11 protein-coding genes and 1 pseudogene are annotated in these 13,723 nt (G+C 58.9%); 6 read left to right on the top strand and 6 right to left on the bottom strand.

Annotated elements, in window-relative coordinates:
- Positions 1 to 43 precede the first annotated feature (43 nt).
- The 4 genes from ACYVDM_RS04480 (at position 44) to moaA (ending at position 4,586) form a co-directional block, all read left to right on the top strand.
- A complete protein-coding gene (locus ACYVDM_RS04480; RefSeq protein ID WP_415789107.1) occupies positions 44 to 574 on the top strand; it encodes an arsenate reductase (azurin) small subunit in 531 nt (176 codons plus the stop codon).
- A gap of 13 nt (positions 575 to 587) precedes the next feature.
- The gene (locus ACYVDM_RS04485; protein WP_415789110.1) at positions 588 to 3,071 is read left to right on the top strand and encodes an arsenate reductase (azurin) large subunit; all 2,484 of its coding nucleotides are present in this window, start codon (positions 588 to 590) and stop codon (positions 3,069 to 3,071) included.
- Between the two features lie 49 nt (positions 3,072 to 3,120).
- Positions 3,121 to 3,429: a c-type cytochrome gene (locus ACYVDM_RS04490; protein ID WP_415789112.1), complete on the top strand. Its 309-nt coding sequence runs from the start codon at positions 3,121 to 3,123 to the stop codon at positions 3,427 to 3,429.
- Between the two features lie 62 nt (positions 3,430 to 3,491).
- A complete protein-coding gene (gene moaA / locus ACYVDM_RS04495; protein ID WP_415789636.1) occupies positions 3,492 to 4,586 on the top strand; it encodes a GTP 3',8-cyclase MoaA in 1,095 nt (364 codons plus the stop codon).
- A gap of 11 nt (positions 4,587 to 4,597) precedes the next feature.
- Here the strand turns inward: moaA and ACYVDM_RS04500 are convergent, their stop codons facing one another.
- Both ACYVDM_RS04500 and ACYVDM_RS04505 read right to left on the bottom strand, forming a co-directional pair.
- Positions 4,598 to 5,053, bottom strand: a complete 456-nt coding sequence (locus tag ACYVDM_RS04500) for an ArsR/SmtB family transcription factor (RefSeq protein WP_415789114.1) — start codon at positions 5,051 to 5,053, stop codon at positions 4,598 to 4,600.
- Positions 5,054 to 5,522: 469 nt separating this feature from the next.
- A pseudogene (locus ACYVDM_RS04505) lies at positions 5,523 to 6,598 on the bottom strand (transposase).
- A 105-nt stretch (positions 6,599 to 6,703) separates the two neighbouring features.
- On the opposite strand from ACYVDM_RS04505, the gene ACYVDM_RS04510 reads away from it, so the two are divergent.
- Complete coding sequence (locus ACYVDM_RS04510) at positions 6,704 to 7,519, top strand: APH(3')-I family aminoglycoside O-phosphotransferase (protein WP_415789116.1); 816 nt, start codon at positions 6,704 to 6,706, stop codon at positions 7,517 to 7,519.
- 184 nt (positions 7,520 to 7,703) lie between these two features.
- Here the strand turns inward: ACYVDM_RS04510 and ACYVDM_RS04515 are convergent, their stop codons facing one another.
- The 4 genes from ACYVDM_RS04515 to ACYVDM_RS04530 form a co-directional block, all read right to left on the bottom strand.
- The gene (locus ACYVDM_RS04515; protein ID WP_415789118.1) at positions 7,704 to 8,813 is read right to left on the bottom strand and encodes a PepSY-associated TM helix domain-containing protein; all 1,110 of its coding nucleotides are present in this window, start codon (positions 8,811 to 8,813) and stop codon (positions 7,704 to 7,706) included.
- 29 nt (positions 8,814 to 8,842) lie between these two features.
- Positions 8,843 to 11,299 carry a TonB-dependent siderophore receptor gene (locus ACYVDM_RS04520; protein ID WP_415789120.1) on the bottom strand — a complete coding sequence of 819 codons (2,457 nt, stop codon included), beginning with the start codon at positions 11,297 to 11,299 and terminating at the stop codon, positions 8,843 to 8,845.
- A 189-nt stretch (positions 11,300 to 11,488) separates the two neighbouring features.
- Positions 11,489 to 12,499, bottom strand: a complete 1,011-nt coding sequence (locus tag ACYVDM_RS04525) for a FecR domain-containing protein (RefSeq protein ID WP_415789122.1) — start codon at positions 12,497 to 12,499, stop codon at positions 11,489 to 11,491.
- A 2-nt stretch (positions 12,500 to 12,501) separates the two neighbouring features.
- Positions 12,502 to 13,047 carry a sigma-70 family RNA polymerase sigma factor gene (locus ACYVDM_RS04530; protein WP_415789124.1) on the bottom strand — a complete coding sequence of 182 codons (546 nt, stop codon included), beginning with the start codon at positions 13,045 to 13,047 and terminating at the stop codon, positions 12,502 to 12,504.
- A gap of 208 nt (positions 13,048 to 13,255) precedes the next feature.
- Here ACYVDM_RS04530 and ACYVDM_RS04535 point away from each other — a divergent pair, with 208 nt between their 5' ends.
- Complete coding sequence (locus tag ACYVDM_RS04535) at positions 13,256 to 13,660, top strand: DUF2946 family protein (RefSeq protein WP_415789126.1); 405 nt, start codon at positions 13,256 to 13,258, stop codon at positions 13,658 to 13,660.
- Positions 13,661 to 13,723: the final 63 nt, after the last annotated feature.

Below are 13,723 nucleotides of genomic sequence, written 5' to 3' on the forward strand. Positions count from 1 at the left end.
AGAGTACTGAAACCGTCATTTCGTTTCAACCGGAATTAACGACATGTCAGAGACCCCTATTTTGACCCGACGCGGCTTTCTCAAGGTCAGTGGATCAGGCGGAGTGGCAGCCGCTGCGGCGCTGATTCCTATCGCTTCGGTTCACGCCCAGCCCGCCGAGCCCACAGCAACGGGTGTATCCCTACCCTATCCTGAAAAGTCCATTGGAGCGGCAAAGCAACTCACTGTCGAAGCGCCGCTGCAGTTCACCTATCCAGATGAGGGGTCGCCCTGCGTAGCAGTCAAACTCGGACGTCCAACCCCGGGCGGCGTTGGCCCTGAGCGTGACGTCGTGGCATACAGCACGCTGTGCACGCATATGGGTTGCCCTACGGTGTTCGACGGAAAAACCAAGACGTTCAAGTGCCCGTGCCACTTCAGCGAATTCGACGCCGAGCGGGCGGGACAGATGATATGTGGACAGGCAACGGAGAACCTCCCCAGGATTCTTCTGCGCTATGACACTGGCACCGATGCCATTGCCGCGGTCGGCGTCGAAGGCCTGATCTATGGCCGTCAGGCCAACGTTCTCTGAAACGGAGGTACTCATGGCCAAGACAAAAGATCGTATCGCGCTGCCGCCCAAGGATGCTGCACGGACTAACCTAACCTGTCACTTCTGTATCGTCGGCTGCGGCTACCATGTTTACAAATGGCCCGAGCAACGAGAAGGGGGCCGAGCGCCGGAGCAGAACGCCCTCGGGCTGGACTTTCGCAAACAGCTCCCACCTTTTGCTGTCACGCTGACGCCCGCGATGACCAATGTCATCACACAACGCGACGGCTCGCGCCACAACATCATGATCGTCCCCGACCGGGAATGCGTGGTCAACAGTGGGTTGAGCTCGACTCGGGGCGGCAGAATGGCCAGCTATATGTACACGCCCGACGGCGATGGCAAAGCTCGTCTGAAACAGCCTCGACTGTACGCTGCCGATCAATGGGTTGATGTCCCGTGGGAGAAAGCCTTGGCGCTGTACGCAGGGCTGTTGAAGAAGGTGCTTGACAGCGACGGTCCTGAAGGCATCGTCTTCTCCTGTTTTGATCATGGTGGTGCTGGCGGAGGCTTTGAAAACACGTGGGCGTCGGGAAAGCTGATGTTCTCTGCCCTGCAAACCCCGATGGTACGCATCCACAATCGGCCGGCTTACAACTCCGAGTGCCACGCTACCCGCGAGATGGGCATTGGTGAACTGAACAACGCCTATGAAGACGCCGAACTCGCTGATGTTCTCTGGTCGATCGGCAACAACCCCTATGAGTCGCAAACAAACTACTTCCTCAACCACTGGGTGCCGAATCTGTACGGACAGACGACGGCCAAGAAGAAGGAACGATTCTTAGAGGAAGACCTCCCAGACACCCGAATCGTTTTCGTTGACCCACGCGATACACCCTCTATTTCCATTGCCCGCCAAATCGCGGGGAAAGACCGCGTCCTGCACTTGGCCATCGAGCCAGGTACTGACACTGCCCTGTTCAATGGCTTATTCACCTATGTCGTCGAGCAGGGCTGGATCGACCAAGCATTTATCAAGGAACACACCGCAGGCTTTGACGAAGCGGTCAAGACTAATCGCCTATCGCTGGAAGAGTGCAGCAAGATCACCGGTGTATCTATAGATGATCTGAAGAAGGCAGCGCAATGGTCCTACAAACCCAAGCAAAGCGGCCAACTGCCTCGCACTATGCATGCCTACGAAAAAGGGATCATCTGGGGCAACGACAATTACATGATCCAGTCGGCGCTTCTGGATTTAGTCATCGCCACTCACAATGTAGGTCGGCGCGGCACGGGATGTGTTCGCATGGGAGGGCATCAGGAAGGCTACGCAAGACCTCCTTATCCCGGGGACAAAAAGATCTATATCGATCAGGAGCTCATCAAAGGTAACGGCCGGATCATGACCTGGTGGGGATCCAATAACTTCCAGACCAGCAATAATGCTCAAGCGCTGCGCGAGGCAGTTCTCAAGCGCTCGGCGATCGTAAAAAATGCAATGCTAAAGGCGCGCGGCGCGTCAACCGAAGAGCTCGTCGACATCATCTACGACGCGACAACGAAAGGTGGCCTCTTTGTCGCCAGCATCAATCTGTACCCCACGAAACTTGCCGAAGCCGCTCACTTGCTGTTGCCTGCCGCACATCCCGGCGAAACAAACCTGACGTCAATGAATGGCGAGCGGCGGATACGCCTATCCGAAAAATTCATGGACCCTCCTGGCGAGGCTATGGCGGACTGCCTTATTGCTGCCCGCATCGCCAATACACTGAAGACGCTGTACGAAAAGGAAGGCAACGCCGCGATGGTCGAACGCTTTTCCGGCTTTGATTGGAAGACTGAGGAGGACGCCTTTAACGATGGATTCCGACGAGCAGGCCAACAAGGAGCGCCAGCTATCGATAGCCAGGGCGGGAATACTGGCCACCTGGTCACGTATGAGCGCCTAAAAGCGGCGGGCAACAATGGGGTACAGTTGCCGGTCAAAGCATATGCGGATGGGCATCTACAGGGCACCGAGATGCTCTATACCGACGGGAAATTCGATACCGATGACGGGAAGGCTCATTTCAAGCCCGCACAGTGGAACGGACTTCCAGAGATCGTCGAAGCCCAGAGAAAGAAATTCAAATTCTGGCTGAACAACGGACGGAATAACGAGATCTGGCAAACGGCGTATCACGATCAATACAGTAGCTTTGCTCAAGACCGCTACCCGATGGCCTACATCGAAATCAACCCCGACGACTGCAAGGAACTCGCAGTGGAGGCATCCGACATTGTCGAGGTGTACAACGATTTCGGATCGACCTATGCGATGGTCTATCCGGTCCCGGAGATCAAGCGCGGCCAGACATTCATGATGTTCGGCTATGTCAACGGCATCCAGGGGGACGTCACCACCGATTGGACGGATCGCAACATCATTCCGTACTACAAGGGAGCCTGGGGGAATATTCGCAAAGTGGGCTCCGTCGAAGAGTTCAAGAATACGGTGAGTTTCAAGAGCCGGCGCTTCACTCTCGCATAGTTTTCATCTGACTGGAGCATCAAGCGTTATGCGTGTAAACAAGTTGTGCATGTCCGCAGTTCTTATGCTGGCCTCGGTGACTGCTGTGGCAGCACCCGATCAAATAGTCACTTCTATTCTGACGAAGAATAATTGCCTTGCCTGCCACGCTATCGACAAGAAAGTTGTGGGTCCCGCCTATCGGGCTGTGGGCGAAAAATTCAAAGATGAACCGAACGCGAAAGATCTTCTCGTTGGAAAAATCAAGAATGGTAGCGCGGGAACATGGGGGCCTGTACCCATGCCTCCCAACCCGGGAATTTCCGAGGAAGACGCCCGCCAGGTGGTTGAATGGATACTCGCCGGCGCACCAGAATAGATAATATGCAGGCACGCGGCATTGCTGCCGCGTGCCTGTCAATCGGTTGCTCATATTTCGATATGCTTGAAGCCCCGTTGCTTGATTGCCGCACACGACGAGCCCGTTGGTCACTGGGATCGGCTTTAGACGATCGTGGGAAACCGCTACATGATCGACTGGGCCGGCCGTTACACGATTTGCGCATATCCGTCATCGACCAATGTAACTTCCGCTGCTCCTATTGCATGCCGCGGGACGTGTTTGGTACCGACTATGCGTTTCTACGTCGCGATCAATTGCTCAGCTTCGACGAAATTGAGCGCCTGGCGAGGCTATTCGTCGCATTAGGCGTGCGCAAGATTCGTATTAGCGGTGGCGAGCCTTTGCTACGAAAGGGAATTGAAGATCTCGTTGATCGCCTTGCGGGTCTCAAAACGACAACGGGATTTCCGGTAGATCTGGCCATGACCACCAATGGTGCGCTTTTGGCTCACAAAGCATCCGCTCTCGCCGGAGCTGGCCTCAAGCGACTGAATGTGAGCCTCGACGCATTGGACGTAGACACGTTCCAACGAATGACGGATACACCGATAATTGTCGACCAGATTCTTGAAGGCATTGCCACGGCCTCTAAGGCCGGGATCAAGAGCATCAAAGTCAACATGGTGGTTCGCCGCGGCCTAAACGACCATCAAATCCTGCCGATGGCCAGATACTTTCGGCATTCCGGTCATGTACTGCGATTCATTGAGTTCATGGACGTAGGGTCGACGAACGGATGGAGCCAGAGTGCGGTGGTGCCATCGACCGAAGTCTTATCAAGGATCGATAGAGATTTTCGCCTGGAGCCCATGGAGCCCGCGATAACGGGTGAAGTCGCCCGACGCTGGCGATACCAGGACGGCGCAGGAGAAATCGGTGTTATCTCCAGTGTGAGCAGCCCATTTTGTGGGGACTGTTCGCGAGCCCGGATATCCGCTGAAGGTAAGCTCTATGCCTGCTTGTTCGCGCAGAGTGGGATCGATTTGAGGCAATTGCTGCGCGGTGCAGACGATGATGTCAGCTTAAGGCAAACCATTGAATCAGCTTGGCACCGCCGCAACGATCGCTATTCGGAAATTCGCCATCTCCAGCCACGCTCACGCAAGATTGAAATGAGCTACATCGGCGGCTAGCTTGATGGTGGTCAGGCCTTGGTCTTTTTCAGCTGTGATTTTTTCTTGTTGACGACAATCTCGCAGTCACAATGCCCCGTCAGTGCCGCGATAATCGGTGCGCAGGCCTCGGGGTGACCGTGACAGCAATCTGTCAGCATGAAGGACATCAAAGCGCCCATCACACGAACGTCAGCCCGATAGACGATGCTGCGCCCCTGTCGATCACCCCAGATCAGGCCAGCACGCGCCAGCACTGATAGGTGTTGCGACACCGTGTTGTGAGGCCCATCCACGAGCTCTGCAATCGTTCCAGCTGCGGCGCCTTCGGGCTCACGCTCCATCAGCAGGCGAAAGATCTCCAGGCGCGTCGGTTGAGACAGCGCATGAAAAGCGCTCAATGCGTGCTGGAAAGACATTTCCCCCAGCGGAGGATCAGGGTTGAAATGGCTGACAACGGCCGGCGATGGGGTGCTTACTGTAGGCATATCGGCGCAAATAGCGTCATTGGTTCTGTATATCCGGACAGACTATATCGTATTCATGACAAATTAGTGTCAGCAACAATCCAGCAACCATTCTGAATCACCCCGTGTTCGATTGATATCGATCCACGCTTTGGCGACCTTGAGAGAACAGCACCTAGTTCGCGTCGATATTCGGGATGAATTTAGCCCTCATTGGTTTAACGACGATAACCAATTCGGTTTCTTTGATCTGGACGAAGAACAAAACGGAGTTAAACAAAAAGCCTCCCGAGGGGGAACTCCTGCTTGTATTCGACACACGTTGTATGGAATACGGTATTTTTAACGGTATTTATTCTCTTATTAAATCTATCCAATTGATTTGTATGTTAAAAAACAGAAATATGAATCCCACCCTCCCGCCAGTTTGAGTTCTACAGAAATCCATAGAAGCCCAGGCTCTACCCCATTAACGGGGGATGAACACTCATCAGACCCGGTTAATAACGCCATTCCAACCGCACTGAGCCAAGACTCTCATGCGGTAATTCTCAAAATTTCTGAACCCAAACGCACGACACGAGAGCATCTCCATCTTCGTATGGAATCCCTCGGTGATCCCGTTGGACTTGGTGAAACGCCACATCCGTACGATCGGCTCCAGCCACGATAGTAACGTCGCGGCCAGCGCCTTGGCCGGACTTTGCTCGAACTGCCGGATCAACGCCAGGCCTTCTGCAAGGCGGTCAGTTTCCAGTGATGGCGGCCCATCAGGCTTAATAGCCCACGGTTCCGGCGACCGTCGGGATCGTGCTGTTGCCACAGCTTGAGGAAATGTTGGTTGACCAGCCGAATGACATGAAAACGGTCGGCCACAATCATGGCATTGGGGAAATACCGCTAAGCAATTCGGCGGTAGGTCTCGGACAAATCCATGACGATGAGCCGCACGTGCTCCTTGCCCGGCAAACGCTTCAAATAGCCGTGCAGGCTGGACTCTGAGCGCCCCAGCACTACATCGAATACCTTATGGTTCTTTAAATCCACCAGCGTCATGGCGTAGCCTTTTTTACGACTGAAAAAGTGTTCGTCGATGCCCAGCACCTGCGGGCAAGCCCGGCTCGAGAGTTCTGACACACGTCGCTTCACGAACGATTGATACCAGCGCTCGACCGTCGCGCTGCCTATGCTGTGGGTGACCGTCAGCTTGCGTTGGCTGACCCCGCCCTCGTGCGCCTCAAATACTTCCAGCCGATAGGCCTCGGTGGCGCGTAGTCGAGGGCGGATGCCAGAAAACCGATGCCGGAAATAGCGATTGCAGTCGGGGCAGTGGTACTTGGGCACGCTCAGGTGCAACACCATCAACTGATTACCCTGCCGAGTGTGCTTGAGGGTACGTTGATGTGTCGCTTTAATACGCACAACCTCATGCGCACAGTACTCGCACACAGGCCGCTTGGTGGGCCTGGCCCAGACGTGAATGTCTCGACGCCGCTCGACGCGCTGAACTACTAAATCTCTGATCCCTAAGATAGAATCGATTGGGGACATGGGCATTGCCTCCATTAAACGTGTTTCTTCGCAAAAACAAGTCTAATGAATGTCGGTATCCCCCCGTTTATGATGTAGAGCCGCCATATGCAGACATGGCGGCCGTACGGAGACTATTGAATGATCCATGCCGAGTCGGAACAAGCTTGCCCAGCCGTACCGCTCCCCGCAAGTATGTCAGCCGTGCTGGCGGGGTATGAGTGGGCGCGCGACGCTATCGGTGAGTCCGGCGGTGCCGTCTATCGATTACACGGTAAGGCTCGCGCCCCAGATCTGTATCTGAAACACGGCAAAGATGCCGTTGCTGACGATATCACCGACGAGATGGCAAGGCTGGGTTGGCTGGCGGGACACATCCCCGTACCCGCCGTCGCGCACTTCGTTCGCACGCCTGGTCAGGCATGGCTGCTGATGACAGCGGTGCATGGAAGAACAGCCTACCAAGTGCTGAAATCAAGCCCCGATGCTCACCCCGCAGTTGTCGACGCTCTGGCAGCGTTCCTGCGCCGGCTGCACGCGATCCCGGTTGGGGAGTGTCCCTTCAACAGCGATCACGCTTTCAGACTTGCCCGCGCACGGACACGTATCGATGCGGGTCTAGTCGATGTCGACGATTTCGATGAGGAGCGGGACGGTTGGACCGCCGAACAGGTCTGGGAGGCACTGCAGCGCCTTCTGCCATTCACACCTGATCCGGTCGTGACACATGGCGACTTCTCGCTTGATAATCTTCTGATTCATCAAGGCGAGGTAGCGGGCTGCATCGACGTTGGCCGGGTTGGTATCGCTGACCGATACCAGGACATTGCCATACTCTGGAATTGTCTCGGCGAGTTTGGCCCGTCGCTACAGAGGAGGTTCCTTCTGCAATATGGCATCGCCGACCTCGATCAACGCAAGCTGCAATTCCATCTGATGTTGGACGAGCTTTTCTGAAGCCGAGGACGGCGGCTTTCGCGATTAGGGCGCCAGTGCATCCCATTTAGGAGGAGCATGGAGGGCTATAGCGTAGGTGTAGTTCTCTGCTTCATCGGCTTCGGCCCGGCTCTACCCCATTTTTTTATTTGGTCTGGTGTGCGGGAATTTTTGCCCAGAGCAGGATCGATGGTCGCCTCGCCCCCTAGATTTTGCGCTTGCGCCAAAGATACAGGCCGCTAACCAAGATAACGATCACGATCAGGTCTAACGCGGCCCAGATGATCTTGAGTGGTAGGCCAGCGGTATCGCCATAGTGCAGCGGTCGCGAGAACTGCAGCACGCGCAGGTACCAAGGCATTTCCAGGACCGCCGTCAATCGGCCCGTGCGCGCGTCCACCAGGACACCGTCAAAGAGGTGGGCGCCCAGGGGAGTTTCACCCTTCGCCCACAACAGATAGTGATGGGGCAAACCCAGGCCGGCGTTGGGAAAACGCAGGGACTCCACGACCCGACCGGGGACGGCTGCCTTCGCGGTGGCGTAGGCCTGTTGCACTGAGGCCTGTGGCGATGGACCGAGGCCCGCATCGGCATCCACCGCCACAGCGGCCTGGACATCGTTAGACAGCCAATAGCGGAATGCCGGAACCGCCAGTTCGTGGATGGCGCCAGTGACGCCCATCATCAGCGCCCAGACCAGCGTGACAATCCCCAGAAGGTTGTGCAAGTCCAGCCACTTCAGGCGCGAAGCGCGCTCGGTGCGGACAGTGCCAAATGGGGTTTTCTTCATGTAGGGGTGATAGAGGACGACGCCCGATATCACCGCCACCGCGAAAAGCACGGCCATGAACCCCAGATATAACTGACCGGGAAGGCGGGCGTAGAGGTCGATGTGCAAGCGAATCATGACCGTCATGATGCGGGTACCCAACCCTTCGTCGGCATGATGGACGGCCTGCTGCAACAGGCCACTGCGGGCATCGTACTGCAGCCGGATCGAGGATGTGCCGGACGGGGCCTCGTGGCTGGGCGCCAACGCCATGATGATGCTGGGCGAGTCGCTGGCGACGTCGATCTCTACGATCCGGTGCGCAGGGTAACGCTGGAGCGTCTGGGCGACCAAGCCGTCGAGAGACGGCGCAGGCGTGCTCGGCACGACACTTGGCCAAGACGGTGGCGCGTCCAGCCAATCCACGATTTCGTCACGGAAGATCAAGGGCAAGCCAGAGACGCAGACCACCAGCATAAAGACGGTACAGGCCAGGCTGGTCCACTTGTGGACCAGATACCAGGTCTTGCTACGCACCGCTCTCACGGGCGGCGAGTCTCCTGCGGACCGCCGCACTAGAACTCCGCAGTGACGGACAGCAGAATCGTGCGCGGCGCGGCCACCGTCAGGCCTTCACGCGCGGCCGACTGCCAGTACTGTTTGTTGAACACGTTCTCCACCATCGCCCGCAAGGTCACCGGCGTACCGTTGATGTTGGTCGCATAGCGCGCGCCCACATCAAAGCGAGTCCAGCTCGGCAGTTCTTGCGTGTTTGCCGCGTCGACATACTGTGTGCTGGTATGCAGCATGCGCGCCGTCAAGGTCAGGCCTTGCGCGAAAGGGGTATCCCACTCCGCCGAGGCGTTGAACTGCCAGCGCGGCACGGCGGGTGCGACGCGGCCGTCGTTCACGCCACCTTCCGTCTTGGTCAGGACGCCAGCGGTGTAGGCCACGCCACCCAAGAGCCGCACGTGTCGCATCGGCTCGCCCTGCACCAGGAATTCCAGACCTCGGTTGCGCTGCCTACCCGCGGCCTGATAACGCAGCGTAACCGGGTCCAGATAGGCGCTGGACTGCTCGATCTGGAACGCGCTCAAGGTGGTCGCCACAGTGCCAAAGTCGTACTTGACGCCGACCTCAAACTGCTTCGATACGTCCGGCTTGAAGGTCTCACCGGCGTTCACGGCCTCGGCCGGTGCGGTGCCGCCCTGGCTCAGGCCTTCGATGTAGTTGCCATACAGTGCCAATTGCCGGGTTGGCTTCACCGTCAGTGCGACCGCCGGCGTGACGGCGGATTTACCATAGTCCGATAAGCGCTCGCCGGTTGCCGGGTTGTAGTTCACCGATTGCACGCGTTGCTGGCGCAAGCCAACGGTCAGTTGCACCGCGCCGTCCATCGCCGACAGCGTGTCGGCCAGCGCAACGCTGTACAGTCGCGTCTCGCTGGTCTTGCCTAAATCATGGGGCTTGGCGATGGACGGTTTGGCCAGATCCGCGGGGTCGTACAGGTCGGAGAACACCGTGGTGGAAGAACGCACGCGCGCCGACGAATAGTCGATATCGAGAAAGCTGGCCGACAGCACGGGCTCGTGTTTGATCGGGCCGGTATCGAAACGACCGCGTATGCCGACCTCGCCCGTCTTGCTCCACAGTTTTTCGTTCAGGCGCGCAGGGACTGAGCCTATCGTGCCGGCCGAATCGAGCATCAGCCAAGTGGTCTGCAGGCTTTCAAAATCGTGCTGGCGCGCGCCCAGCGCGCCGTACACCGTCCAGTCGTCGGAGAAGTCATATTCAGCCCGCACGTCGCCGGTCCACTCCTTCGCCTTCCAATATGTCCAGTCGGGAAAGAAGTTGCGCTCCGGATCCGGCGCATGACCGATGTCCTCGCCCGAAGAGGGGGGAAATAGCAGCCCGCTGCGCGCGTCGGTCGTGCGATTCTGGTAATTGATGTCGCCCTCGATGCGAAAGCGATCGCCGCGATAGTCCAGGCCAAGCGCGAAGGCGCCCATATCCTCGCCGGCACCAGAGATATTCATATCGCCACCACCGCCCAGCACATTCAGACGCACGCCGGTGCGCTGGTCTTCGCCGAACCGCCGCGCGATATCCGCCTGCAGGGCGAACTGGCTATTCTCGATATAAGACAGCGTCACACGGTTCAAGGGATCGGCGCCGGCACGCTTGGGCTCCAGGTTGATCGAGCCGCCGACCGAGCCGAACGGCGCCATGCCATTGAGTAGCGCGTTGGGCCCTCGCAGTACCTCGACGCGCTCGATGCCGATCAGCGAGGTGGCGTTGCGCGGGGAGATGCCGTAGAGGCCGTTGTAGGCAACGTCGTAATTGAACAGCGTGAAGCCGCGGATGTTGAACTCGTCACGCCCCGCGCCACGCGAATACGTATTGCGCACCGAAGGGTCATTGACCAGAACGTCGCCAATGTTCTGCGCCTGCTGGTTCTCGATCAGCGTGGACGTGTACGAGGTCACGCTGAAGGGCGTGTCGAGAAAATCCCTATCTCCGAGCAGACCAAGTCTGGCGCCGCGCGTTACCTCACCGCCTGGGTAGGGCTCGTCGGCCGCCGCGGTTGAGGCAGTGACCAACACGGCGGGCAAAGTCGCTGCAGCAGACGTGAGCGCCGTGCGCAGCGAGTAGCCGCCGTCGGCCTGGCGCACGGCCTCCAGGCCGGTGCTATCGAGCAGCACCCGGAACGCACCGTCGACGGTATATGCCCCGCGTACGCCGGGGCTGGTTTTACCGGCCGTCATGGTCGCGGGCACGCTGAGAAGAATATTGGCCTGGTCGGCAAAGCGGCTCAATGCACCCGCCAGAGAGCCGGCGGGGACGTCGTAGGCGTGGATAGGGACGGTTGCTGCGGCACGTCCGGCGGCTTGCGCATGGACCGAGACGACACCCGCGCCTGTCATCAGAATCGCGCCCAACAGAGCCTTGCGCGCCACGCGGCCCACGGCGGCAGGGCGCGGCAATAGAGAGAAGGACAGTCCCGGGTGGGCAGGTTGCGGCAGGCGGCGCATGGAACGCTTTCCTTGGAATGAGGGTGGGCAAGAAGAGGTCCACCGCTTGCAGCCATGGGATATCGCCGGCCGTCACGGACGGGTTTTGCCGTATGGACTCGGCACGGATCCACGGGGTCCTCTTCCCCTGTTAATCGAACGAGCAGAGAAAAAACGAACCGTGGCGTGAAATTCTTTTCGGGAACGTGCTTACCTGGGCTCGAGCGTCACCCACCACGGCAGCGTGCGCTGGACACGTATCGGCAGGTCCCGTTCGAGCATGGCCAGCGTGCGATCCCTGTCGTTGGCCGGATAACGGCCGACGACACGCAGGTCGGCGACGCGGGGATCGACACCGGTATATCCGGCGTGATAGCGACCCAGTTCCGCGATGAGATCGACGAGGGGCAGGTTCTCCGCCAGGATCACGCCGCGAGACCAGGCTTGTCGCGCGGGATCAGCCGGGTTGGCCATGGAGATGGCGTCGGCGGTGTAACGTGTTTGTTCCCCGGCACGCACGAGCGCCACGCGGCCGGCAAGATTCTGGATGCGCACTTGCCCGTCATAAACCGCCAACAGGACATCATCGTCCGACTGCCTTACCGTGAAACGGGTACCCAACGCCTGCAACCGGCCGTAGCGGGTATCGACGAAGAAAGGTCGTTGCCGGGCGTCCTTGCCGGTTTCGACCAGGATTTCGCCGTCGGCCAACGTCAATAGGCGCTGATCCTGGCTGAAATGAACGTCGATGGCGCTGCGGGTGTTGAGCCAGACGCGGGTCTCGTCGGCCAGGACGATGTCGCGTTGTTCGCCAATGCCGGTGGCATAGTCGGACCGCCAAGCGGTCACGACGGCTGGCAAAGGCGTGTGCCGCCAGGCCAGCCAGCCCATGATGCCCACGCCACCCAACGCCAGGATACGGCCGGCAGCCTGGCGCCGCGACGGTACGCGACGGGAGGCGACCTGTACCGCTTTCTCCGCGGCTTCGCGCTCGCCGTCATTACGCAGCAGCGTAAAGCGCCGGCTGACAGCCTCCACGTGCGCCCAGGCGCGGCGATGTTCCGGCCGCGCATCCAGCCAATGCTGCCAGGCGGCACGCTGCCGGGAGTCGGCCTCGGTATCCTGCAAGACCGCATACCACTCAGCCGCCACTTTCAGGCTTTCATAATCTGCTTGCACCGGGAGGTCTTGCGCAAAAATCGGGCGAGGCGACGCGGTCATCACTAGCCCCTATCGACACTGGAAGAGGCCAACCCGGCGTCGATCAACGCGAGATGCAGCATGGCCCGAGCCAGGTACTTCTGCACCATGCGTACGGACACGCCCATGTGATCGGCGATCTCCCGTGTGGAAAGCCCATGTATCTGAGCCTGAATGAAGGCCGTGCGCGCCCTTTCCGGCAGGCGACCGAGCCACTCGCCGACCTCCAGTAGGGTTTCGATGACCAGCGCCTGCTGCTCCGGGGAAGACGCGTAGGCGACAGGCTGGGCGGCAAGGCTTTCCAGCCAGGCCTGCTCTACTTCCCGCCGCCGCCAAAGATCCGTGCATAGCCCTTGCGCCATGGCGCGCAAATAAGCCCGCGCGGCGCCCGCGGTGGCAAAGCCATCGGGCGCCGGCCTTTGGATCAGGCGCAGGAAGGCGTCATGCGCAAGATCGGCGGCGTCTGCCGCATTACCCAACCGGCGCCGCAGCCATCCCTGCAGCCAACCGTGATGATCGCGATATAGCGCGCACAAATCTGAGTGCACAGGAGGCATGGCGACAGACATCGGACGAAAACCCTGGCGCAGCAAACAAGCCGAGCCCAATAGAAATAGGAATAATTATTGTTTATAACTGAAGTCGCTGGCTTCGAGCAATGCCTGTCGTGCGAGACGGACCCGCGCGACGATCGCTACGCACCTGCCACAGACACTGGACGCTGGCCGGAGCCATATCCCAACAATACCCGAGGCTTTGTGTACTAAAATCCGCCGCATGCCTAGAATCCGGGATTCTACGAACCAGCCTCGTGGCCTGCCCTGGCGGATCCTGATCTGCTTGGCCCTGGCCGCCTTTGTGCTTCGCGCCGTCATTCCCAACGGGTTCATGGCAGCGCCGTCGACATCCAACTTCACCCTCGCGCTGTGTAGCGCCGCGGGTTCCCTGAACATCACGCTTGATGTGCCAGAGCAATCCGACGACAAGCACGTCCCGGCAGACACCTGCGCCTTTGGCGCCCTGGCGGCACATGTCGTATTGCCAGAGACAATTCTTGCCCCGGTGCTTTCCGCCGCACAGGCCCGCACGGTGCCTGACATTGCGGTCTATCACGCGGCACCGGCACTGCCCCCGCTTGGGCCGCCGCTAGGCTCACGCGCACCGCCTTCTCTATCTGCCTGATCCGACAGCGGCGTCTATTGCGCCGCCCACGACCGCGAAGAGCAGGTGGGTTCATCCGCAACG

The organism is Bordetella tumulicola, assembly GCF_054779135.1.